Origin of the sequence: uncultured Shewanella sp. (assembly GCF_947495455.1) — a bacterium.
Taxonomy (GTDB): Bacteria; Pseudomonadota; Gammaproteobacteria; order Enterobacterales; family Shewanellaceae; genus Shewanella.
The window spans coordinates 19,233-43,809 of sequence record NZ_CANLZC010000012.1 but is presented as its reverse complement, the minus strand read 5'-3'; the positions used below and the strand labels follow the sequence as shown (position 1 = coordinate 43,809).

Genomic DNA, 24,577 nt, shown 5'->3' with positions numbered 1-24,577 from the left:
TATGAAATATCAGGCATTAATTCAACACATCTTGAGTGCAGGGATTAACACTGCGATGGTATCTATCAATTCGATGATGGTTAAAATAATGGGTCTTATTTGCTTATTATTGTCATCAAATGCTTTTGCTGTGAACAGCTGTAATGATGTAGGTGCTCCCGGCTTAGAGTCTGAATATGCGTTTAATCAAGATGAGACAGTTAATGTACTAGAAGGAAAAGATAAAACTACGAAATTTTGGAATCTTGAGCTTAGTGAATTAGAGTCATCTCATGCAGGAGGGGATATTAAAACAACAATAAAGAATATTGTTGTGACATTATGCAAACCAAATGGAACACTAATAAAAGCGACTTCTATTTCAAAGAGCGCACCAAATAAAGATATATTAAAGTTAGATGGTACATTATTTAATAATACCTTTGGTGAGTATCAAATACTTTACAGTATGATTAAAAAGGTTGAATATAATATTAATGATGGGCCTTATCAAGTAAGGAATACATTTCATTTTTCAAGAAAAAATATTAATTTTTATAAAGATAAGGATCCTGTTGTCACTCTTTCACCCTCATCACTTTCTGTCAAGTTAGGTGACACTGCGACGGTTACTGTCACTGTGGATGATAATGAAGGCAAGCTTGATGGCGACTTAAAAGTCACTGTGCCTAGTGGCTGGAGTGCGAGGCGTCAATCCTGTTCAAGTAATAATACAAAGAAACAAAAATGTATCTTTAAGATCACCCATCCAGAGAAAGTGGCGAGTCTCGGCTCTCATAGCATAAAGGCTATTGCGACCGATAAAATGAACTTAAAGGCAGAGAAGTCTGCCACTATCAAAGTGACTGAGTCCAATGTGGCGCCAACCTTTACTGAGACGAATATAAGCCAATCCATTATTGGTCTTAATCAAAGTGTAACATTAAGCGCCAAAGCAAAAGACAATAATATACAAGAGGATAAGCGAATAGATAGCATCAAATGGTGTTATTCAACGAATGGCTCCACATCCAATTGTAAGGGTATTATTGATGACGCTTCAAATAGCAAAGATCAGTGTAAATTAATCAATAAGGGCAGTACTGCCTCTTGTGAATATACGAAAAAGTTTACTCAATCGGGTGTATATACCTTATGGGCAGAAGTCTCCGATGGTATCGCTACGACGGTTAAGTCTCAGGCGCATTCACTGACCGTCGATGCGCCGCCAGTGGTCACTTTTATTACTCCGGAGAGTTTTCACTTAGGCGGCAAGGTAACTTTTACGGCCACAGCGGTTGATAGCAACCTTAAATACCTGAAGTTGTGTTATGCACCTAAAGGGACTGTTATCAATGAATCGGGCTGCGTTAATAAAATTAAGCACTGTGAACCAAGCTCGTCAGATGAAACCTTATGTGAAGTTAAAGACTTTTTATTAGACAGCGATGTCTTTAAGGCCGAAGAAAAGCTGTTTTATGCTTTAGCATTCGATGGTGTTAATACCAAATATGAAAGTTATAAAGCTAATCTTTTTGGTCATTATACGCTTGAACCGCCTGAGATCACCGCTACCCCGAATATTCCGGGCGTCATGGCCACAGTGTCGGGAAAGTATAACAAACTGAACACGGCTAATATCACCATTAGCAGCATTGCCTTGTATGTTAATGAGGATGAAAAGCAAATCATCACAGATGTGAATAATAGCGAAGAATTTTCATTTGAATACGCCTTACCAGATGTCAGTAAGCCGATTTTTCAATTTAAGCTTATCGATAGTGAGGGATTGGAAGTCTGGTCGCAACCTATTGCTTATCCGGTTGATTTAACTCATCCACCTAGAGTGGCGCCCATTGTCAGTCATAGTGCAGGCAGCACCAATATCGATGGCCGCATAGCACTTTCGGCCACCCCCGTTGCGCATAGTACAGCATATCTCTGGCATGAGTACCGAACCTGTCCCACTCAAGCGCAAACTGGCAGCCACTTAGGCACGACCTCAGTTCCTAGCTACACTGTAATGAAAAGCTATGAGGATAATGGCCAATATTGTTATTGCGCCCAAGCAAAAAATACCAATGGCCCAGGCCCGATTGGTTTTGGTCCTCAATGCGCTCAAGTCACGTTAGCCGTGCCCGATTATGTGCCAGGACTAACCCGCTTTTCGCCCAATTTGTCACTGACTCAAAATAATCCTTATCAATTGCAGTGGATTAATAATAATAAAGGGGCCAGAAGCTTTAAACTAGAGCGCCAAAGTGGTCAAGTCGATACCAGTAAACCTTGGCAAACCTTATATTCTGGCACCAATACTCAGCTGCTTATTTCAAATATCACGGTGCCTAATGTCAGCGTGGAAGGCCTTGAGGCGGGCGATGTCAGTTACCGCGTGACTGCCTGTAATAGTGACAATGTCTGTGAAGCAGGGCAAATCATTACTGTGAATCATCAAGTGCCTTATTTGCATAAGGCTGAGTTTGTTGCAGCCATTAATAATACTTCCCATGGTGAAATTATCTTTGAAGGCTTAGGTCTACAAGGCATAGAGACTGCAAATGTTCAACTGCGTAATACGGGCGAAACCCTTAGTCTACCTGTTTATCAACAAACGGGGGATGGCAAGCATAAGTACCGATTACGGGCCACGTCACGCCTTGTTAAAGGCCTTGAAAATGGTGGATTACGCCTAGAAGTTAACACGCTTATTGGCAATGCTACCATTGAGTTTACCGCGCAAGGCAGTAGCGATAGAGCCAGTATTGACTTAATTCATGCCAGTCCTACCGTTAGCAGTGATGGTGTGGTGTATGTGAGTTCAGGGCAATCGGTACACGCATTAAAAGACGGGCAAAACTTAAATCGTTGGCCGTTTACTTTGCCTGTTGGCACACCTGAAAATGTCAGTATTACTGCCGCCCCCACATTAGACAAAGATGTGAATGCTAATGATGTGGTTTATATCGGCGCCACTAACCGATACCTGTATAAGTTAGATTACTTGACCAATATACTCTGGCAAACACGACTGCGCGGTGAAATCCATGCCAAGGCCACCTTATTTACTGAGGCGAATCCTTATCAAAATAATACGCTGCAGCAGCTACTCTATGTGGGCGTAGTGGCAAACAATACTGTGATTGATGCCAATCATAGCGGCAATGATGTCAGCGGCTTGTATGCCCTCGATGCCGATACAGGTGAAGAGCATTTCATGTATCCACTGCTTGAAGGTGTCAAGCAAGCGCCGCAAATTTTCAGTAATGGTGATTTGCATGTCACCACCCAAGACGATCAATTACACATTATCAATCGTCATCAAATCGGGCCATTTGCACTGCGCTGGCAAGACATTGACAGCTCTCTGCTGCAAATGAATCTATCAAATGTACCCGATTGGCAAATACCACAAGATGCTAACGTGCCGCTGCGAAGCTTTGCAGGTCTTTTCTATGGACTATTAGGCCGTGCGCCCACTCGCGCCGAGCTGACTTTTTTTGCTTATGCTTATGATTCAGGTATCGATACCAACGAAATAACCGCCGCATTTTTAACCTCAAATAAAGGCATTGAGCGTTTTGCACTATCGCAAACGCCAGCGGAATTTGTGGACAGTCTATTTGCCTTTTTATTTCCATCAGAACCGGATAAAGACCAAGCGGGCGATTTGAGCCGCAGTCAGTGGACGGATTTATTATTAACCGGTGTGCCCCGCAGTGAAGTGGCCTATGCATTAGTGCAAAGTCATGAGTATGTAGCTTACAGTGAAAATGTGGTTTCACTAGTCACAAGCGTATTTTACGATCAATGTAACTGCAATCAAAACAGTGATTCCGACGGCGATGGCATTATTGATAGTGTGGAAATTGAATTAGGCTTTAATCCACTCGATCCTGAAGATCTATTATTAGGCAGGCCGCTACTGAGTGCATCTGAGCCTACACTAGGCGACTTTACCTTAGACTGGCAAGCGATTGCACCGACAAGAGCCGGTGAAACGATTTTTTACCGCATCACGCAAAGCGTTAATGGTCAACCAGCCACCTTAGTCTCAAATAATCATGCCAATACGCAATTGGGTTTAGTCAAAGCATCCGGGCGCTATGAATATCAAGTACAAGCTTGTATGCACGCGCAAATTTGTAGCCAATGGTCAAATGAAGTGGCTGTTGAAGTGGGCGATAGCATTGTCGAAGCGTCTATTCAGCCCTTGGCCGCCCCTGAGTCTGTGGCGGAGTTTTTAGTGCCGACGCAAGATGAAATTAATAGGTCGGCAGAATTGGGTTTAACCTCAGGGGCGTTTAGAGTCAACGAGTCAGGTGCTGCCACTTATAGTCTGCCTTTGAGTTTGCCAACGGGTATAGCCGGAGTGAAACCGTCATTAGGTTTAGCCTATAACAGTCAAGGCCGTGAAGGCATTGCGGGCATGGGCTGGGATCTACAAGGTGTGTCGGCGATCAGCCGTTGTGGTAGTACCCGCTTGCTTGATGGCGTTGTCAGGCCCGTTGAGTTTGATGAGCAAGACAATTTTTGTCTCGACGGTCAACGTTTATTACTTAAATCTGGTGAGCAAGGCCAGCCGGGTTCCACTTATGTGACAGAGATAGACAGTCAGAGAGTGATCACTTACCAAAGTGATGATTCCTTTGAGGTGGAAGCAAAAGATAATAGCTTGTCTGTATACGGTGCCAGTTCAAACAGTAAAGTGGCACTAACCTTAGCGGCAAAAAACAATCAAATTTTGACCCACTCTTGGTTGATTGCCTATTCCCAAGATAATTTACGTCAAAGCAGTAATCAAATTGATTATACCTATGACGAGCAAGGGAAAAATGAAAAGGTGCTCTCTCAAATAAGCTACAGCGGCAATCGTGTTGAGCTCGATTACACCGAATGGGGCGCAATCAGAAGCAGTGCCTACATTAAAGGAGAGCGCTTAGAACAAAAAGCGCAGTTATCCAAAGTGAAGGTGTACTCTCATGAGAATACCCTTATTCGAAGTTATCAATTGAGCTTTAATAACAATGATATCGGTCAAAGACAATTAACCAGTATCACAGAATGCGGTCTAGCGAATGTTTGTAAGCAGCCGGTGGAATTTAATTACCGTGATGTGTTTACCCAAGACGAATTTGACACATCTTGGCGAAATGCTGTACCTACATCTGAGGGGGATCATTTACGCTTAGCGTTAGTGCTGGATGCGAACAACGATGGGATCACTGAGCTTGTCACTTTAACTCACGTAACATCCACTCAGGCCAAACTGTGTTTGGGCAGCACAGAGGATCCTGAGATCTCGTGCCGCACATTTGACATTTATGATGATGTAAAAACCAGTGCCCGCTTGGTGCCCACAGATCCTGATGGCGACGGCCTGATAAACTTTTTAGTCAATACCGATAACGATAAACCCGATGGCATTTGGCGCCAGTTTAATACCTTAGCCAATGGCACGCTCGCAGCCCAGTCTTTGCCTCCATTGCAAGGGGATACGAGCATGGGCGTCAACATTAAACCCATGGACTTTAATGGGGACGGCTATAACGATCTTATCGAAACTAATGATAAAGACGACATAACTGGCGCAGAAATATTTGTGCGAGTATGGGACAAGGCGCAGCAGGCTTATTTAGCCCCTATGGGGATTGCCCTTGAAAATCAGTCTGGTTTTTCGCCGCATATCGAGTCGGGCTGGCAAAGCAGTGATGTGAACCAAGACGGTTTGGCGGATATTTTGGTGTGGGGCAAAGAAAACAAGAACTTGTATTTCTTTACCACCAATACTGACATCATGGTATCGACAGATCCAGTTTGTAAAAGGTATTCAGGGCGTTATGGTAGTGAGGAGCTGGATTGTGGCTACCAACATTACACCGCCAAAGCCTATGACAAGATTAGTATCAAAGGTAAGCATGCTCTTCCAATGGATGTTAATGGCGATGGTTTGACCGACATTGTGGTGTACAACAAAGACACTAAGCGTTGGCAATACCACTTAAATACTGGAAAAGAGTTTGTTAAAGGCGATGACTTTGAAAATAATGCCAATTTATCCTCATCCATTGCGCCTATGGTGGTTGATATTGACGGTGATGGGCAAATAGAGCTGATATTTCATGATGAATCTGACAAAAAATGGTATCGCTATGAGTGGAGTCATAATGAGTCGATTTTAGAGATGCTGACATTACGCCTTGTTAGTGGAGGCTTTAAGCGTATTGCACAGCCTCTCAGTGATTGGACCTTCTCGCCACCTGAGGAGACATCGGGCAAAGTGGAGTACGGTTTCTTTACCGATGCCGACAACGATGGTTTGCTGGATTTTCTGTATATGCACAGCAAGAATAAGGGGCAGGCGAACCAATCCTTAAAACTCTACCACGGTGGTAGCCGCGTCAAGCATTCGGGTCTTTTGTCATCTGTGGTAACAGGGACGGGCATAGAGACGCATATCGAATATGCTTCTATGGCAGAGCCTGCACTTTATTCTAAAGCCAGTGGTTTACCCGAGGGAATGTCAACCCAAGATGACGCCTTTAGAGTGATGAATATTGCAGGGGCTGGGACGTTAGTGAAATCCGTCACCACAGATGCACCCACTCAAACTGACAATGGTACGGTAAAGGTTGATTACAGCTATCATGGCGCACGCGCCCAATTTGGCCGCGGTAATCTAGGCTTTGCATCCATTGAAACTGAAATGGAAAAAGACGGCATCAGCTTTACCACTGAAACGCAATATGCTCAAGTTTTCCCCTTTATGGGCATGCCGTTAAAAACCACTAAAAAATCGGCGGGTACTGTGATCTCAATGGCGGAGAATCGCTATGTCAGTCAAACCCAAGCTTTAGAGCAAGGTTATACTCAATATCAGGTATACCAGCAAGAAAGCCGAGACTGCCAAGCCAATGTGGATACCATAACGGGCTTGAGTGTGAATGTGAGTAGTTATAATTGCCAGCAAATGCTCACAATACAAGATGAGTATGCCAATGTGCTCAGCAGTAAAACAGGACACTATGAAGCCAGTGATGCAGATTTATTTGTCGAAATGGATGAAAACTTAAGCCATGCAGGTGACATAGGCAGTCGTCATACCGCCATTAATGACACGCTTAAGTCAAACAGTTTGTCACGTCTTGAAAACAGCAATATTTATGGCAGCAGTGATTTTGAACAGCGTTTTGGTCGTTTAAGTGTGGCGAACGTCACCCATAGCCGAGGTGATAAAAGCGCCCTTCGCACCAGTCGCTTTGAGTATGATGATAACGGCATGCTTAAGCGAGAAGTGATTGAGCCCGAGGGTAACTGCAGCACTAAACTCATCACAGATTACCTTTACGATGCTTATGGTAATGCCACTCAAAAAACGGTGCATAACGATGCCATGTGTGAAAAGGCGCTGTCTCGTACCAGCAGCACAACATTCGATAATGAGGGTCGTTATATTACTGAAACCCATCAAAATGGCATTCTTGAGTTTAAAGTACTTACACGAAATGCACTTGGGCAAGCAACAAAGGCAAGTAATGTCGATGGTGTAGAATCACTTGCGGTTTTCGATGCTTTTGGTGCCGAGGTCGCCAGTTACAGTCCGTCTGGCGCTCAGCAAACTAAGCTCAATAAAGCCTGTGATGAAGCCGTGGGTTATTGCTATAGCATGGTGGAAACCGCTATTAATGGTACTGTGCTTAAAAAGCAATATATGGATCAAACAGGCAGAGGCTATAAAGAATCTAGCCTCAATGTACTAGGTAGCTGGCACAGCAAAGAGCAAACCCATGATAAATATGGTCGAGTAATCTCGGTTACTGAACCCGGCTTAGAGGCGGTTACTAGTACTTATGATGCACTGGATAGAGTGGTCTCTAGCGTGGATGATAATACGGGCATCACCACTAGCCAAAGTACCTATGGCCGCGTGCAAACCAATACCTTATCCGGTGACATTCCAGGGGGCGTGCAAACCAAAACTACCACTTATAATGCCCTTGGTGAAGAGTATCAAGTGACCGACGAGCAAGGTAATACTCTAACTTATACCTATGATGTCTTTGGCGCCCTGGAAACCGTGCATTCCGATGTCGATGACATTATTTTAAGCCGTATTACCTACGATAACTTAGGCCGCAAGGTGTCGATGCAAGATGAAAATAGGGGTCATTGGACTTATGAGTACAACGCCTTAGGTCAGCTAACACAGCAAACCGATGCTCGCGGCGTCGTGACCGACATTTATTACGATAATCTTGGCCGTAAAGTGGAGCAAAAAATCACAGGTACTCGGAATGTGGCCTCAGAGCAGATGTTTTGGATCTATGGTACAGGCAACAATAAACACAGGTTACTCAGTGAGCGCACCGGCAGTTGGCAACGGCATTTTTATTATGATCATTTAGGCCGCAGTGTCGCCAGTTTGACTAACTTAGATGGCACCAATGATTGCGCCGCTAATGTCAGTTTTAATACCGCAAGCAATGATCTGCGTATCACAGGCGATGCCCTTTTTGATCCCATTGCCAGTCGCTGTGTCATTCAACATACCCAGTTCGATGAATTTGGCCGAGTATTCCAACAATTTGATGATTATCGCCGTAAAAATGATGGCAGCTTTGTTGAAGCTCGTGGTTTGCGTAAAATTTATCAACACAACCAAGTGTTAAAGCAGCAAGAAGCCCGTGAGGGTAGTGCAGGGCGCATCTATCATGAAATTGTCAATATTAATGAAAAGGGTTCATTGACCGAATACCTTAAAGGTCATCGAACCATGACATTAAGCTATGATGATGCCAAGCGTTTAAATGGCATTAGCAGTGGTAATCATATTCAAACTGACAGCTACAGCTTTGACAGTCTTAATAATTTAACCTCAAGGCTGCTGGCGGCATCGAGTAAGCAAGATTTTCAGTACGATGAGCTTAACCGCATTACCCATGTCAATGGTGTGGAGCAGTATCGCTATAATAACAATGGCAATTTGATCGAAAAAGACGGCTGGGAGTTAGGTTATAACAGTCCTAACAGTAATCATCCCTTGCATGCCGTGTTTAGTCGCTCAAAAGCAGGTGAGGCTACGGAAACCTTTGGTTACGATGCTAACGGTAATCAAATCTGGGGTAAAAAAGACGGCAGTGCATGGCGTGAATTCACTTACAGTGGTCGTAATAAAGCCACCCACATTCGTGTGGGCGATAAGAACACTTATTTTAGCTATGATGCTAACAATAAGCGTTTTAAGCGGGTCGACAGTACAGGCACTATTTTTTATGTGGGTAACTTAGAGCTCACCATTAAAGCCGCTGATCCCAATGCCAGCAGCATGAATGCAAGTAATATAAGTGCTAGCGAACCGCAAACTTACATTAAGCGCTACTTAGGCGATGCCATGCAAACCTATTACAGCAATGGCAATGCAATGCTGCGCTGGTTGTATAAAGATCATCTAGGATCCATCATTGCCATCACCAATGACAGCGGCGAGTTAGTCAAGCGCTTCAGTTATGACGTCTTTGGTCAGCAAACTGAAATTGTCCCTACTGAGAGTGAGCGCATCGCCCATTATGAGCGCAGCGCATTATCCTCCCTATTACTGGCAGAAATATCCGCCAATACGCGGGGCTATACTGGCCACGAGCCCGTGGATATCGATGGCGACAAGCGCATCATTCACATGAATGGCCGCATGTATGACGCCGCGCTCGGGCGTATGCTGCAAGCCGATCCTGTGGTGCAGTCTCCCGGTAATTTGCAAAACTATAATGCTTATAGTTATGTACTCAATAACCCGCTCAATGCCACCGATCCTAGTGGGTACTTTTTTAAGAAGTTGCTCAAAGGCGTGATGAAAATCACAGGTATGTGGGCGGTGCATGAATTTATGAACAGTATCCCGTATCTTAATATGGTGGTCAGCACAGTATTAAATTTTGTGCCTGGCTGTCAGGTGTGGTGCGCGGCCCTTCATAATGGCATGAGTACCTTTGTGGCCACAGGCAGCTTAACAGCGGGATTTAAAGTGGGGGCGATCAGTGCCGCCGCAGGCTATGCCTTGCAAGGGATTGGTGAGCAATTTGGCACTGCATCGGATTTGAATATTGCTGATATTGTTGATGCTGGAAATGCTGCCGCTGAACAAGCGATGATCGATTCTATGGTCAGTTTTGGTGGTAACATGTTAACCTCAGGGCAAGTGGTGGCGCAAATCGGCGCTCATGCTATGGTCGGCGGCATTTCTGCCGAGCTCATGGGAGGTAAGTTTGGCCATGGTTTCATCTCAGCAGGGGTCACCAAAGGCGCGGGCGGTGCCTTTTTACCCGGCGGTGCCAACTTAAAAACCCGTGAAATTGTCCGTGGCACTATCATTTCAGCCGCCATTGGCGGTACCGCCTCCGCGCTCAGTGGAGGGAAGTTTTCCAATGGTGCAAGAATGGCTGCCATGCAGTATTTGTTGAATCAGACTGGGGAAAGTGTGCGAAAGGGAGATGGATTCTTTAAAGGATTGTGGAAAAAGGCAACTAGCTGGCATTTTGAAGGACGCGATGCACGTAACGGTAACTTACCCAATTATGAACAAGCGACAGGTCAAGGCTCAGAGTGGACTTTGCTGTCCACGGATCAATCTATTTTTCACGATAACGGTGTAGGTAAACCGGAATTGAAGTTTATTCACCCTGATGGTCGTGAAGCAGTTTTCAACGGTGATACGCTAAGCCTAGTGACTGATCCCAAATATGTTGGTACGTATAATTATGTTAATCCTGCACCTGTCCCTGATAAGTGGTATGACGTAGGTGGATGGGGTGTATATGCAGGCAAAGGTTTTGGGCACATGGTTTTAGATGTTGCTCCATATGGGGTGGGTGGTAACGTAAGAGGAGCAAATTAGTGTATATCCGTGTAAAAATAGTATTTGGATTAGTTTTGTTTGTACTGACTGTTTTTGGGTTGTCAGCTTGTAAGACAGCAAAAATTATTAAGTACGAACATGAGCAGTCAGCAGAGTTTTATAAGAACTTTGACTTTAGAGCCAGTGCTCTAAATAATTTCAAAGTGGATGATGTTTTACTTGTCGTTGATATAAATAAGGTGACCCACACCAGCTATGTGGTCTGGCTAGGTTTATATTCTGATAAAGCTGGAAAATCTATAAATATTAAGCGCGCCGTGGTCGTTGGCGATGGTTGGGAAAAGAATCAAAGCTTTAATCGCGAATTGGTTTTGGATACTCGTATTCCAGAGCATGAATTGTTTGAATTTGATAAAGGTTTGAAGCTTTTTGAAGAGGGCGAAGATGACTTGAAGTCAATTGTAAACACTGACGGAGAGTTGTCTTTAACTATTTATTATGATGTTGGTAGAGGTATAGAAAGTACAACTTTTATTCTCAAGCAAAAAGTTGAAAAGCAGACAATCTTTTCAACTTAAGAAAAATCATAAAGATTAATTAAGAAAGATTAATTAAATAAACGGTAAACCCCCGGCTCTGCCGAGGTGACTCGCATAGGTTTCACCTATACAGCGGTATAGGTACGCGCAAGTCTCGACCAAAAAAGAGCTATATGGACAGGTATTGTAAAAGTTAAGTCGCGTTTGTGGTGCAGCCATCTCACCACTAATAAAATCTGCAAAACTACAATGCTTATAGTTATGTACTCAATAACCCGCTCAATGCCACCGATCCTAGTGGGTACTTTTTTAAGAAGTTGCTCAAAGGCGTGATGAAAATCACAGGCATGTGGGCGGTGCATGAATTTATGAACAGTATCCCGTATCTTAATATGGTGGTCAGCACAGTATTAAATTTTGTGCCGGGTTGTCAGGTGTGGTGCGCTGCCTTACATAATGGTATGAGTACCTTTGTGGCTACAGGCAGCTTAACGGCAGGTATTAAGGTAGGGGTGATCAGTGCCGCCGCAGGCTATGCCTTGCAAGGGATTGGTGAGCAATTTAGCACGGCATCGGATTTGAATATTGCTGCCATTGCCGATGCAGGAAATGCAGCCGCTGAACAGGCGATGATCGATTCTATGGTCAGTTTTGGTGGTAACTTGTTAACCTCAGGGCAAGTGGTGGCGCAAATCGGCGCTCATGCTATGGTCGGCGGCATTTCTGCAGAGCTCATGGGAGGTAAGTTTGGTCACGGCTTCATCTCAGCAGGGGTCACCAAAGGCGCGGGCGGTGCCTTTTTACCCGGCGGTGCCAACTTAAAAACCCGTGAAATTGTCCGTGGCACCATCATTTCAGCCGCCATTGGCGGTACCGCCTCCGCGCTCAGTGGAGGGAAGTTTGTTAACGGTGCGAGAATGGCAGCTATGCAGTATTTGTTGAATCAGACTGGGGAGAGTGCGAAGAGGAACGCACAAAGAAAAAGAATTATGGTGAAACTTTTACAAAAAAATAGACAAGGTGCGGTTTATGAGGCTGGAAAATATTTAGGAATAACAGAAGAGCATATGATTGAACATGAGTTCAAGTATGTAAATAAAACATTCTATGGGGATACTTCTCAAACGGGTAAAGTAAGGATTGGTGCTGATGCTTTTAAATCAATAGAAGCATTGATCTCAACAGTTGGACATGAAAATATACATACTATTCAATATCAAGAAGGGAAATTAGGTTATCCTGGCACCAGTTTATACTACCAAAATCAAATTGAAGCTCATCAATGGGAAATCAATAATGTTGATTTAACAGGTTTTACAAGGGGCATTCAAGAAAATTTGAATTTTATTGAATATTATAATGATCAATTAAATAAGTGAGTAATATTCACTTTGCCTTATGTAGGGGCTGTTTATGAAGAAATATTATTTTTTTATACTATTTTTGTTGTTTGTACCATTACAAGCAGTATCAAAAATTGAATTTAAATTAGAACAATTAGAAAATAAAGATAAGTTAGGTGTGTCAATTTATAATTACTCAAAATCTAAAATCAATTTAGATTATATTATGTGCGTTGAACCTCATTCAGGGATCAGTTTTTTGATTGAAGATATGAAAGGGAAAATTTTTAGGCAATCAACAACGTTAAATTCAGGATGTAGCCTAAGTAATAAAATTGTCGTAGATCGTTATGGAATATCTGGAAAAATTATAGATAAAGATCTTGTTGATATTATATATTCTCCACCACATAAAAAATTATATGTTACAGCATTGTTGTGTAAGAATTACTTTACTATGGAAAAGTGTATGTTTAGCAACAAAATACTAGTTGACTTTTAGTAGAGTTATATGGACAGGCATTGTTAACAAATTAATTAAGACATATGGACGCTCCCGTTGAGTCAAGCTTGTTTTAGAAGTTATATGGACAGCCATCATTAATGGGCGGTACTCTTTATATACAGACAATAGGGGTCATGGCTTTACTTCTTATATAAAAAGAGTGCAGGGGTTACCAAAGGTGCTGGTGGCGCCTTTCTACCCGGTGGTGCAAACTTAAAAACCCGTGAAATTGTCGGTGGCACCATCATTTCAGCCGCTATTGGCGGTACCGCCTCCGCTCTCAGTGGAGGTACTCTTTATAACAGACAATAGGGCCAATGGTGCTCAAATGGCGGCCATGCAGTATTTGTTGAATCAGACTGGGGAGAGTGCGAAGCAGCTCTTCAAGAAAAATATATCTGATGCTGTTGAGATAGTTGATGAATTAATAGAAAGTGGAAAAGTTAAGCCGCCCACAGATAAATTATATGAAGTACTTTCAGTTGATTATGTTGAAGAGCTTTTTCATGAGGGAGAAGCAGCACACGGCATGCATATTCCCGTACCGACAAGAGGTTGGGGCCCTTTGAAAGCTAAGATTGAAATTTCAGCTTTAGGTGCCGCAACATTAGAGGAAGCAATTGTCACTTATGGACATGAACTTGGGCATTTTGATGACAGTAGAAGTGAATATGGCGCTGATGATTATGGCAAGAGAATATTGGAAATGTATAAAGGGGGAAATAATTAATGACTATAAGTAATAGAGAATCTTTTTTCATTATATTTTTATTGACAATATGCAGTAGCTTTAATGTATTTGCGGATAGTCGAAAATTTTTATATAGAGGTTCATTTACCAAAGAAACTTATTTGATAGATCAAACGACTCCAACTGAAGGTTTTGTGACTTTTGGCGGTGATCGAAGAGCTTTGACGAAGTTTTGTGGTACTGAGTCAAAATACTTTTGTTTTGATTCTTTTGGAATAGCTTTTTATGTGCCAAAAAATTTAAATGAAAGTTCAACATCATGGACAGTTGATAATTTAACATTTTCAGTTTCAGGTAAAAATGTTTCTTTTGAATTATTAGGGCAAACATACACAGATTTATATATTATTTCAGGACCAATTAATTTATTTCCTATTCCATATAATTATATTGAAATGAAATTTATTTATTCACAGGCATATGGATTATTAGGTTTTAGCTACTTTGATGATACCCGTGTTTTTTGGTCAGAAAAAGCGTATGGCTTTGGAAAAAAAATATGTGACGTGGACAGGCATTGTTAAAGAGTTAAGTCGTCCTGTGGTGCAGTCATCTCACCACTAATAAAATCTGCAAAACTACAATGCTTATAGCTATGTACTGAATAATCCGCTTAATGCCACCGATCCCAGTGGGTACTTTTTTAAGAAGTTACTCAAAGGCGTGATGAAAGTCACAGGTATGTGGGCGGTGCATGAATTTATGAACAGTATCCCGTATCTTAATATGGTGGTCAGCACAGCATTAAATTTTGTACCATTTTGCCAAGTCTGGTGTGCTGCTTTGTATAATGGTCATGCAAATTTTGTGGCCACAGGCAGTTTATCTTCAGGCTTAAAGGTGGGGGTGATCAGTGCCGCCGCGGGTTACGCATTACAAGGTGTGGGTAATTATTTTGATACTGTGGGTACGATTAATCAAAGTGTTGTCGATGCCGGAATTTGGGCTAAAGATGGGTTTATTGAATTTGGTGGAAGTGGTGGCGCAAATCGGTGCTCATGCTATGGTGGGGGGATTTCAGCGGAACTGATGGGTGGTACTCTTTATATACAGACAATAGGGGCCATGGGTTTACTTCTTATATAAAAAGAGTGCAGGGGTCACCAAAGGGGCGGGCGGGGCCTTTTTACCTGGTGGTGCTAATTTAAAAACCCATGAAATCGTCGGTGGCACTATTATTTCAGCTGCCATTGGCGGTACCGCCTCCGCTCTAAGTGGAGGTACTCTTTATAACAGACAATAGGGCCAATGGTGCAAGAATGGCTGCGATGCAGTATTTGTTGAATCAGGCTGGGGAAAGTGTGCGAAAAAAGAGTACTGAATGGCGTAAAACAGGTAAATTTAAACTGAAAAAAATATATGAAGTCAATATAGAGTATGAAGAAGCAAATTTAGTTTTAGGAGCTGGGAAGGGAGCAATTGCTTCTCAAATGAGCAAGGCAGGTTTAAATGTTTTAAGTGTTTTTGTATCTAAAATACCGAATTTAGTTTTATTTGAAAATCATGATGTATATCAATATGAACAAGAATGGAGGCTTCATGAAGTAGAGTATACAGATCTTGGTGATGGAGGACGTTATTACTGGAGTGAAGTTATGACGCATAGTACTATGTGGACAGATGTTGAAAATGTATCTTTACATGAAACAAAACAAACTGGTGTGTAGGCGGTTGGACATGTCCAAGCTTTCAAAATTAAATATTTTATTTTATTCAGTAATCGTTATTTGCTTTTTTCTTTCAGCAGTGAATAGTGGACGCATTGAGTATTTAATATGTAAATTTAATCAGTGCGAGCCGAATTATGGTGAAGAAATAGATAGACAAAATAAAGAAAATCACATTGCCACTTCTGAATTTATAGATAAGGATTCTCAAGGTCGGGAATATATTACTCCTGAAAATATGGTGAAAATAAAGAAAGCTGAAAAGATTAATCGTGATATTATGATTAATGACATAAAGGCGAAGGCTATCGATAGGGGTGGTATATCTTTATCTAATAAATTCATGATGTTAATGTCACTGTTTGTTGTTTTTTATATTCTTTTGGGTGAAGAAAAAACAAGTGGTTTTAAGATGAAAGTAATTTCACTGGTTGTGCTTTTATTCGTGAATTTGTTTTTTGTTCAGTTGTCTCTTGTGAGTGTAATATTTACTTTGGCTATATTATTTATATATGTTAAAAAATATATACTTTGGTTTTTACCAAATGGGAGGTAGTTTTGTTTGAAAAACAACCAAAAAAATAATATGAAAATAAGGATGATGGTCGTTATATGGACAGGCATTGTTAATTGTTAGTAGCCGCACAAATTGGCGCCCATGCTATTGGTGGGGAGAATTTCGGCCGAGTTAATGGGTGGCACTCTTTATATACACAATATTAACCAAGACACCCACAATTAAATCCTCCTCGCTAATCCATAAGCCCCTATAGATAGGGGCTTTGTTGAGATTAACTCAGGATGATTAATAGGATTAATTAAGAAACCCAAGATTATTTGCTTAGAAAGTATCGTTATGGTGTTACGTGGACAGGCATTGGCATTGTTAAATTGTTAAGTCGTGCAGTGGTGCAGCCATCTCACCACTAATAAAATCTGCAAAACTACAATGCTTATAGCTATGTACTGAATAATCCGCTCAATGCCACCGATCCTAGTGGTTACTTTTTTAAGAAGTTGCTCAAAGGCGTGATGAAAATCACAGGTATGTGGGCGGTGCATGAATTTATGAACAGTATCCCGTATCTTAATATGGTGGTCAGCACAGTATTAAATTTTGTGCCTGGCTGTCAGGTGTGGTGCGCGGCCCTTCATAATGGCATGAGTACCTTTGTGGCCACAGGCAGCTTAACAGCGGGATTTAAAGTGGGGGCGATCAGTGCCGCAGCAGGCTATGCCTTGCAAGGGATTGGTGAGCAATTTGGCACTGCATCGGATTTGAATATTGCTGATATTGTTGATGCTGGAAATGCTGCCGCTGAACAAGCGATGATCGATTCTATGGTCAGTTTTGGTGGTAACATGTTAACCTCAGGGCAAGTGGTGGCGCAAATTGGCGCCCATGCTATGGTCGGCGGGATCAGTGCTGAGTTACAAGGCGGTAAGTTTGGCCATGGTTTCATCTCAGCAGGGGTCACCAAAGGCGCGGGCGGTGCATTTTTACCCGGTGGTGCTAACTTAAAAAATCGTGAAATTGTCCGTGGTACCATCATTTCAGCTGCCATTGGCGGTACCGCCTCCGCGCTCAGTGGCGGTAAGTTTGCTAACGGGGCTCAAATGGCTGCCATGCAGTATTTGATGAATCAGGCTGGGGAAAGTGTGAAGCGGCAGCTTGCATGTAAAGGAAGGTGTCATGGTATTTCTGGATTAGAAAAGAGGCATTTATTAAATGAAGAGCAGACAGCAGCTTTAATCAATGGAGCTCTATCTGGTACTGGTGCAACAATAGCTGGAATTGGATGTGTAAGTAGTGGGGCGACATGCGGGCTTACAGTTGTTCTTAGTGCTGATGCTATGAGACAACTAACAAAAGCTGCTACAGGTAATGATCCTCTTATAACACTTGCTTCCGATTTAGGGGCAACTGATTTACAAGCGGCTAATATAGCTTTGGGGACGGATTTTGTTACTGCGACTATGTCGATCAACGCTGCATATAAGGGCTTGTTGATGCAATCTATTCAGCCTTATACTGCAGGAACACTTGGAATTACTTCACTTGATATCTTTTCTACAGTTAATACAGTACAGCAGTTAAATAAGGCGGTTGAAAGTCAATGAGGAATAATAATCTGATATTTTTATTTATTGCGTTAGTTTGGTTCTGTTGGGGGTTTTTGGCTTTATTCTTAAAGTCTCAAGAAATTGATGAGACAGAAATCTCCATTAAAAAGGGAATCGCTGTTGGAGCTCAATGTGTTGAGTCTCGTTCAATAAAAGGAGTTAAATTCAGAGTGATTTATTCTGACCATAAGGTAGTAGATGATTATATTTCTCTGCCGTTAAACTTCCCTTGTAATAAGACTTTTATTAATAAATTTAATAATAATCCAGTGAAGATAGCATATTATAAGAACCACTATTTAGGTTTTAGTATAGATGGTTTGGAAATTCGTACTGTAGAAGAGAGTATCGAGAAAGTAAATAATAAAGGAGGCGTGCTATTTTTTACTTTATTTATGGCTTTTATTATCAGTTTTTCTTTATTCATGTATAGCCGTAAGTCATAGATGAATTACAAGTTAACGTTATATCACTATGCGTTATATGGACAGGTATTGTAAAAGTTAAGTCGCGCTTGTGGTGCAGCCATCTCACCACTAATAAATCTGCAAAATTATAATGCTTATTCATACGTATTGAATAACCCGCTCAATGCCACCGATCCTAGTGGGTACTTTTTTAAGAAGTTGCTCAAAGGCGTGATGAAAATCACAGGTATGTGGGCGGTGCATGAATTTATGAACAGTATCCCGTATCTTAATACGGTTATTAGCACTGCATTGAATTTTGTACCATTTTGCCAAGTCTGGTGTGCTGCTTTGTATAATGGTCATGCAAATTTTGTGGCCACAGGCAGTTTATCTTCAGGCTTAAAGGTGGGGGTGATCAGTGCCGCCGCGGGTTACGCATTACAAGGTGTGGGTAATTATTTTGATACTGTGGGTACGATTAATCAAAGTGTTGTCGATGCCGGAATTTGGGCTAAAGATGGGTTTATTGAATTTGGTGGAAGTGGTGGCGCAAATCGGTGCTCATGCTATGGTGGGGGGATTTCAGCGGAACTGATGGGTGGTACTCTTTATATACAGACAATAGGGGCCATGGGTTTACTTCTTATATAAAAAGAGTGCAGGTGTCACCAAAGGGGCGGGCGGGGCCTTTTTACCTGGTGGTGCTAATTTAAAAACCCATGAAATCGTCGGTGGCACTATTATTTCAGCTGCCATTGGCGGTACCGCCTCCGCTCTAAGTGGAGGTACTCTTTATAACAGACAATAGGGCCAATGGTGCGAGAATGGCTGCCATGCAGTATTTGTTGAATCAGGCTGGGGAAAGTGTGCGAAAAAAGAGTACTGAATGGCGTAAAACAGGTAAATTTAAACTGAAAAAAATATATGAAGTCAATATAGAGTATGAAGAAGCAAATTTAGTTTTAGGAGCTGGGAAGGGAGCAATTGCTTCTCAAATGAGCAAGGCAGGTTTAAATGTTTTAAGTGTTTTTGTATCTAAAATACCGAATTTAGTTTTATTTGAAAATCATGATGTATATCAATATGAACAAGAATGGAGGCTTCATGAAGTAGAGTATACAGATCTTGGTGATGGAGGACGTTATTACAATGAAGTTATATGGACAGGCATGACAAATTATGGACAAATTATATGGACAGGCATTGTTAAATTGTTAAGTCGTGCAGTGGTGCAGCCATCTCACCACTAATAAATCTGCAAAATTATAATGCCTATAGTTATGTGCTGAATAACCCGCTCAATGCCACCGATCCCAGTGGGTATTTTATTGAAGCATTGGCAATTTCTTGGATAAGTACGAAACTACCCCATCCAACGATGGATTATATGGCCGATAAACCTGATCTAGCTATGGCAGTGCAAATAATAGGAACGATAGTGACAACTTATTATTGTGGTCCTTGCTCAATAGGCTTTAATGCATGGTTTAGTAAAAATTTAACCTATGCCCAAACGGGCAGTATGAATGCTGCGTATCGTTCAGCAGCCATCAGTGCTGCAACCAGTGCGGCAACTTATGGTGCAGGGCAAATAGGTAATATTTATGTGAGTACTTTTGTTAAGGCAATGGTGGGCGGCATTTCGGCCGAGTTACAAGGAGGTAAGTTTGGTAACGGCTTTATTGCAGCAGGGATTGGGGCGGCCTTTGGTGGCGGAGTCGGGGTTGACGATCCTTATATGAAAGCGATTTCTGCAGCTGTGGTTGGCGGTACGGTTTCTGCCATAAATGGAGGGAAATTTGCCAATGGTGCGGCAACGGCTGCGTTTATCTCTATTGTGACTTCGGCGATGAAAGGGGAGTTTGGGAGTGGAGGTGGAGAGGCTCATGCAACTGCAGCGCAAAAAGACTCGAAGGTATTAAAATACTCAGCAATAAGAGGTGAGTCATCAAGTTTATTCGATGGTAAGGTCCAAGTATCAAAATGGGGAGCAGGAGGTATTGTTTCTGCTGAAGAACTAGCACAAGTCGAATCAAGCTTTACCGATATTTTTGCCCAAGAAGGAGGGCAATTAATAGAGAGTCAACTGTCTGCAGAGAGTCCTTTAGAGGTATTGTTAAACGATATAGGTGATAATGCGGCTTACCTTAATACTAACCTCATGGCAGTGGATTTAGCATCGGAGATGAGTATGTTTGATATGAATGCTCCGTCTGCTCCTATTTCAGTGAGTAATACTCGAATTTTAGCTCATGAAGCTACCCATGCTGTATTAGGTTTTGAAGATGCGGGTAATCAAACGGTGAACTTTGTGGATGACATAATGAAAGGTATTAATAACACTGCAAGGGGGGATTATGATAATATATGGTTGTCTCCAACAAGGTAGTGGCAGAAAATGAAAACGTTGAAATACATTGTATTGTTGAGTGTTTGTTTGTTTGAAGGGCTGCAATTTGTGCAACCTGCTTTTGCACAAATTACACCAAATTCTGACGGTGATTATTATCTGTCCGACGAGGGGGTGTTCAAGAGAAAATCAGCCATTGAGATACGTTATAGTATATTGTCAGGTCCAAGTGTAATGATTAACTTAGCAGATAGTGTGATGTCATTCGGAGGTGGGTTGTATAAAATAAACAACTGCCCTGCTGATTTCCCTAAGCATTGTATTAAGTATGGGGAACATTATATTTTTGTCACTGATAATTTAGTTAATGGTGATTTAGATAAGCCGCTGGTTTATGAGGTGGGCAAAAACAGCATTATATCTTTGCCTATATTGCAAGAATATTCTATTTTAGATCAGAATTTAGAAGGGTATTCTGTCCGTCTTAAAAATACAGTTACAGGATACACGAGCGATTATATGTTTTATTCTAGAAAGAGAGGCGTATTGTTTTTTCGTGCCGATGAAGGAGCTTTGGCTATTGCGTCATCTTATTGTGGCTTATTTGCGCCAGAAAGCTGTAAAAATCCAGTGAAGAAATAGCATTGGGAGTTATAGTGATTAATCAATTTTTAAAATTTATTATTGTTTATTTGTTATTGCTTCCTAATCGTGTGTTAGCGAGTGATACGGCTTATTTTCGATTAGATAATGGTGTGACTTTTGAGTATATCAATTCATTAGAAATGAGAGAGGAGTATTCTAGAATTATCGTTAATTTCACTCCTGTATATGAAGAGGGAGTTTGTACTCGAAAGTTGATAACGATTTTTATAAAAGATGGAATATATGAAGATTTCTTATCTGAAGAAGCAATACACCTTTCATCATTAAAAGAGAATCATTGTTCCTCAGAAGAGGCCTTTTACCCAATAGAAGGTAAGTATGATGGAAAAGTAACAATAAAATCATTTAATCAACTTAATGTAACGATAGATAATATTTGTAGTGGGAAAGGTATTGATAAATACAAACACATAGATTTAGAGGCTTTTTGTTATAGTGAATTACAGAGTATTTCAGTAAAGACTAAATATACAAAAAACCATATTGTTTTTGTATTTTCCAATAGTCTTGAACGAAAATCTTTTGGTGTATATTACTATACTGACGGTCAAGTAGAAATATATTCAGCTATGGAATAAAGTTATATAGGGATTAATTAAGGATTAACTAAAGGATTAACTAAGACATATATGGACGCTTCACGTTGAGTCAAGCTTGTTTTTGACTTTTGAAAGTCACAGACACCTAGCCAAGGTCTGAATAGGCCTTGGTTATTAAAATTAACTCCTTTTGACTTACTCGCTACTTATTTAATCTGGGCCATTAGTCTCGATGTTGGCTAAGTGATATCAGTTGCTAATGTTTTCAAAAGAGTTGAGGGCGTTAAATGAACCTATAGCAAGAAAAGCGAACAGTGAGGACAAATGTAGTGGACGTTTTTGGGAAGGGCGATTTAAATCTCAAGCATTATTGGATGAGGCTGCGGTATTGGCTTGTATGGCTTATGTGGATTTGAATCCAATTCGCGCCAAAATGACGAAGACGCCTGAAGATTCGGATTTTACCAGTATTCGAATGCGCATAAAGGCTGCGTTAAAAGGGGAACAACCAGCCAACTTATTAGCGTTTGTGGGTAATGAAAAGCTTGATATGCCAAAAGGGTTAGCATTTCATTTGGATGATTATTTGCAGTTGGTCGATGAAACGGGACGGCTAATTCTTAATAATAGTCTTAACGATAAACGAGGAGCAATAAGTGATGCGGCTATGCCTATTCTCAATCGATTGAATATTCCATCTGATAACTGGCTTAAATTGACCACTGAATTTACGCGTTTATTTAAAGGACCTGTTGGTCGCTTGCAAGAGCTGGATGCTTATTGTGCGCATTTAGAGCGAAAGCGACGACAAGGTGCAGGAAATTGTCATCGTTGGCTTGATAGTGCTTAATGGGGTTTGATTGAGTATTTCGTTTTAGCCATTAACCTCACGACTCTTTTATTATACTGAATACTTTCTAAAAATTAGTTCAGTCACTTATCTTGCATGTCATTCGCATAAATCAATTTATTTTATATGGTTACCGACAGTTTTGATGTTAAATTAATCTTTGGGTGAGCGATACAGAACCCAGAGCCGATTTTTGACCTGTAGATTTCGGAGTGTTGTGTAATAAAATAATTATGGATGTCTTGATTGATTTTCTTGATTGATTTTATGTTATGGATGTCTTGATTGATTTTGATTGATTTTTTTTAATTGTCGTTGTACAGGTTAGCCAAGATCTTTCGTTATGGCTTACGATTGCCGCTGTAGCATCTATAATTGCGGAGGATTACAATCGAATTTCCATATCGGAGCAGCTACCAAATTGGAGTCATGAGGGATCGGACAATGAAAGCGCTTAATTTTACTTGTAGCCGTATTTTCGCTCTTAGCCTGGTGCTTCTGTGCGCAAGCGTAACGGCGGGCACCAAGCCCCTCTGGCAAACATTGCCGCCAACACCCAAATTACCCAACCCAACTGCAAGCGGGTATGCCAAAGTGAACGGCGCAGAAATCTGGTATGCGGAATTTGGCAAGGGCAAACCAGTAATACTGCTTCACGGCGGGCTCGCCAATGCCAACTATTTTGGCGACCTTGTGCCTGTGCTGGATAAAAAATACCGCGTCATCGTGATGGATACACGAGGCCACGGACGCAGTTCAAATGATGGCCAACAACTGACCTACAAGCTGTTAAGCAGCGATGTTGTCGGCCTGATGGATCATCTGAAAATTTTCAAAGCGGCAGTTATCGGCTGGAGTGACGGCGCAATCGTCGGTCTCGATATGGCCATGCAATACCCCAAGCGCCTGACACGCGTCTTTGCGTTCGCGGCCAATTCGAACCCAAGCGGCGTAAAAGACACCTCAAAAAGCCCTGTTTTTCAAACGTTTTCTGCAAGAACCAAGAAGGAATATCAGGCACTGTCTCCAACGCCAAACGGCTATGTAAAATTCTCCAAAAACGTCACCACAATGTGGGCAACACACCCAGATTTTACCAAACAGGAATTGGCAAAAATTCACACACCAGTATGGATCGTCGACGGCGATCATGACGAAGCGATAAAACGATCAGATACCGAGTTTCTGGCCAACAGTATTCCAGGAGCTCGACTGGTGATTCAGAAGAATGTCAGCCACTTTTCTTTCTTACAGAATCCCAAGCAATTCGATTACGATGTACTTGCGTTTCTGAAGGCCGAATCGCCAGAAAATGATTAACTAAGACATATATGGATCACAAAATTATGATAAGAGTTCTAATGATATAAGGTGGCTTAATTCACAACCAAAAGGCACCAATATTTATTTGGGGGTAATGGAAGGTAAAAATATCGGAGTTGCAAGGTGTAGTTATGGAGTCAGTAATTGTGGGATTTTTGATGATAATCCTATTGGTATAAGGCTATAACAATGAAAAAAATTATTACAATTTTATTACTGTTAATCAGTTTCAATGTTTGGAGTGATGAATATCAGTCTGCATTAGATTTATGTTATAACCAATATAAAGCATCTAATGATACAGTTTTACCTGTTGAATCTGCTAATGTCTTTGTTTTTGAAAAGCAAATTATTTATATTTTACAGAAAGGAGTTAGAATATTTGGTAAAGAAACCAAAAAAAATAAACTGATTGTAATTTATAAATGTGTCAGTACAACAACATCACCAGAAAAGTTTTTTTTCCAAAAAGATATGGTAAAAAATAATGTTACAGCAGAAAGTCCTATAGAGGATAAAATTAGAAATAATTCTAATAGTTATGATTTTAAATATGTCAGGAATTATATCATGAAGAAAGAAAAGTTTTATTTCAATAAACAAGTTAAAGATCGTGAAAAAGAATATTATAAAAATAATCCTCAATTTTATCTTCATCCAAGTCTTAACTAACTGTAACATG

Annotated in this window: 18 protein-coding genes and 1 pseudogene; all 19 read left to right on the top strand. The window is 41.2% G+C overall.

Annotated elements, in window-relative coordinates:
* Nucleotide 1: 1 nt before the first annotated feature.
* The 19 genes and pseudogenes from Q0791_RS05570 to Q0791_RS05480 all read left to right on the top strand — a co-directional run bounded on the left by Q0791_RS05570 (nt 2) and on the right by Q0791_RS05480 (nt 24,567).
* A complete protein-coding gene (locus Q0791_RS05570) occupies nt 2-10,867 on the top strand; it encodes an FG-GAP-like repeat-containing protein (RefSeq protein WP_299003637.1) in 10,866 nt (3,621 codons plus the stop codon).
* Nucleotides 10,867-11,406, top strand: a complete 540-nt coding sequence (locus Q0791_RS05565) for a hypothetical protein (protein WP_299003635.1) — start codon at nt 10,867-10,869, stop codon at nt 11,404-11,406. The genes Q0791_RS05570 and Q0791_RS05565 overlap by 1 nt, the downstream gene beginning before the upstream one ends.
* 290 nt (nt 11,407-11,696) lie before the next feature.
* On the top strand, nt 11,697-12,746 hold the full coding sequence (locus Q0791_RS05560) for a hypothetical protein (RefSeq protein WP_299003633.1): 1,050 nt from the start codon (nt 11,697-11,699) through the stop codon (nt 12,744-12,746).
* Between the two features lie 34 nt (nt 12,747-12,780).
* The gene (locus tag Q0791_RS05555) at nt 12,781-13,212 is read left to right on the top strand and encodes a hypothetical protein (protein WP_299003631.1); all 432 of its coding nucleotides are present in this window, start codon (nt 12,781-12,783) and stop codon (nt 13,210-13,212) included.
* Nucleotides 13,213-13,543: 331 nt separating this feature from the next.
* Entirely contained in the window at nt 13,544-13,945 is a 402-nt protein-coding gene (locus Q0791_RS05550; protein ID WP_299003629.1) for a hypothetical protein, read from the top strand.
* Nucleotides 13,945-14,490 (top strand): hypothetical protein, encoded by a 546-nt coding sequence (locus Q0791_RS05545; protein WP_299003627.1) that lies wholly within the window; start codon nt 13,945-13,947, stop codon nt 14,488-14,490. The genes Q0791_RS05550 and Q0791_RS05545 overlap by 1 nt, the downstream gene beginning before the upstream one ends.
* A 142-nt stretch (nt 14,491-14,632) precedes the next feature.
* The gene (locus Q0791_RS05540; RefSeq protein WP_299003625.1) at nt 14,633-15,052 is read left to right on the top strand and encodes a hypothetical protein; all 420 of its coding nucleotides are present in this window, start codon (nt 14,633-14,635) and stop codon (nt 15,050-15,052) included.
* Nucleotides 15,053-15,225: 173 nt separating this feature from the next.
* Nucleotides 15,226-15,633 (top strand): hypothetical protein, encoded by a 408-nt coding sequence (locus Q0791_RS05535; protein WP_299003623.1) that lies wholly within the window; start codon nt 15,226-15,228, stop codon nt 15,631-15,633.
* 10 nt (nt 15,634-15,643) lie between these two features.
* The gene (locus Q0791_RS05530) at nt 15,644-16,189 is read left to right on the top strand and encodes a hypothetical protein (protein ID WP_299003621.1); all 546 of its coding nucleotides are present in this window, start codon (nt 15,644-15,646) and stop codon (nt 16,187-16,189) included.
* A 476-nt stretch (nt 16,190-16,665) separates the two neighbouring features.
* Entirely contained in the window at nt 16,666-17,754 is a 1,089-nt protein-coding gene (locus tag Q0791_RS05525; protein WP_299003620.1) for a hypothetical protein, read from the top strand.
* Nucleotides 17,751-18,203, top strand: coding sequence for a hypothetical protein (locus tag Q0791_RS05520; RefSeq protein ID WP_299003618.1), 453 nt, complete (start codon nt 17,751-17,753; stop codon nt 18,201-18,203). The genes Q0791_RS05525 and Q0791_RS05520 overlap by 4 nt, the downstream gene beginning before the upstream one ends.
* A 129-nt stretch (nt 18,204-18,332) precedes the next feature.
* The gene (locus Q0791_RS05515) at nt 18,333-18,818 is read left to right on the top strand and encodes a hypothetical protein (RefSeq protein WP_299003616.1); all 486 of its coding nucleotides are present in this window, start codon (nt 18,333-18,335) and stop codon (nt 18,816-18,818) included.
* A 173-nt stretch (nt 18,819-18,991) separates the two neighbouring features.
* Nucleotides 18,992-19,417 carry a hypothetical protein gene (locus tag Q0791_RS05510; protein ID WP_299003614.1) on the top strand — a complete coding sequence of 142 codons (426 nt, stop codon included), beginning with the start codon at nt 18,992-18,994 and terminating at the stop codon, nt 19,415-19,417.
* 32 nt (nt 19,418-19,449) lie between these two features.
* Nucleotides 19,450-20,556: a hypothetical protein gene (locus Q0791_RS05505; RefSeq protein WP_299003612.1), complete on the top strand. Its 1,107-nt coding sequence runs from the start codon at nt 19,450-19,452 to the stop codon at nt 20,554-20,556.
* 9 nt (nt 20,557-20,565) lie between these two features.
* On the top strand, nt 20,566-21,159 hold the full coding sequence (locus tag Q0791_RS05500; RefSeq protein WP_299003610.1) for a hypothetical protein: 594 nt from the start codon (nt 20,566-20,568) through the stop codon (nt 21,157-21,159).
* Between the two features lie 14 nt (nt 21,160-21,173).
* Nucleotides 21,174-21,761 (top strand): hypothetical protein, encoded by a 588-nt coding sequence (locus Q0791_RS05495; RefSeq protein WP_299003608.1) that lies wholly within the window; start codon nt 21,174-21,176, stop codon nt 21,759-21,761.
* 235 nt (nt 21,762-21,996) lie between these two features.
* A pseudogene (locus Q0791_RS05490) lies at nt 21,997-22,572 on the top strand (transposase); the annotation flags it as partial.
* A 444-nt stretch (nt 22,573-23,016) separates the two neighbouring features.
* Entirely contained in the window at nt 23,017-23,892 is an 876-nt protein-coding gene (locus Q0791_RS05485) for an alpha/beta hydrolase (protein WP_299003606.1), read from the top strand.
* A 192-nt stretch (nt 23,893-24,084) separates the two neighbouring features.
* Nucleotides 24,085-24,567 (top strand): hypothetical protein, encoded by a 483-nt coding sequence (locus tag Q0791_RS05480; protein ID WP_299003604.1) that lies wholly within the window; start codon nt 24,085-24,087, stop codon nt 24,565-24,567.
* The last annotated feature ends 10 nt before the right edge of the window (nt 24,568-24,577 follow it).

Excerpts from the sequence above, each read along its gene's own strand:
- Q0791_RS05500 (WP_299003610.1), top strand. The coding sequence starts at position 20,566 with ATGAAAACGTTGAAATACATTGTATTGTTGAGTGTTTGTTTGTTTGAA.
- Q0791_RS05545 (WP_299003627.1), top strand. The coding sequence starts at position 13,945 with ATGACTATAAGTAATAGAGAATCTTTTTTCATTATATTTTTATTGACA.
- Q0791_RS05555 (WP_299003631.1), top strand. The coding sequence starts at position 12,781 with ATGAAGAAATATTATTTTTTTATACTATTTTTGTTGTTTGTACCATTA.
- Q0791_RS05520 (WP_299003618.1), top strand. The coding sequence starts at position 17,751 with ATGAGGAATAATAATCTGATATTTTTATTTATTGCGTTAGTTTGGTTC.
- Q0791_RS05540 (WP_299003625.1), top strand. The coding sequence starts at position 14,633 with ATGAAAGTCACAGGTATGTGGGCGGTGCATGAATTTATGAACAGTATC.
- Q0791_RS05550 (WP_299003629.1), top strand. The coding sequence starts at position 13,544 with ATGGCGGCCATGCAGTATTTGTTGAATCAGACTGGGGAGAGTGCGAAG.
- Q0791_RS05510 (WP_299003614.1), top strand. The coding sequence starts at position 18,992 with ATGGCTGCCATGCAGTATTTGTTGAATCAGGCTGGGGAAAGTGTGCGA.
- Q0791_RS05485 (WP_299003606.1), top strand. The coding sequence starts at position 23,017 with ATGAAAGCGCTTAATTTTACTTGTAGCCGTATTTTCGCTCTTAGCCTG.
- Q0791_RS05535 (WP_299003623.1), top strand. The coding sequence starts at position 15,226 with ATGGCTGCGATGCAGTATTTGTTGAATCAGGCTGGGGAAAGTGTGCGA.
- Q0791_RS05525 (WP_299003620.1), top strand. The coding sequence starts at position 16,666 with ATGAAAATCACAGGTATGTGGGCGGTGCATGAATTTATGAACAGTATC.
- Q0791_RS05480 (WP_299003604.1), top strand. The coding sequence starts at position 24,085 with ATGAAAAAAATTATTACAATTTTATTACTGTTAATCAGTTTCAATGTT.
- Q0791_RS05530 (WP_299003621.1), top strand. The coding sequence starts at position 15,644 with ATGTCCAAGCTTTCAAAATTAAATATTTTATTTTATTCAGTAATCGTT.
- Q0791_RS05570 (WP_299003637.1), top strand. The coding sequence starts at position 2 with ATGAAATATCAGGCATTAATTCAACACATCTTGAGTGCAGGGATTAAC.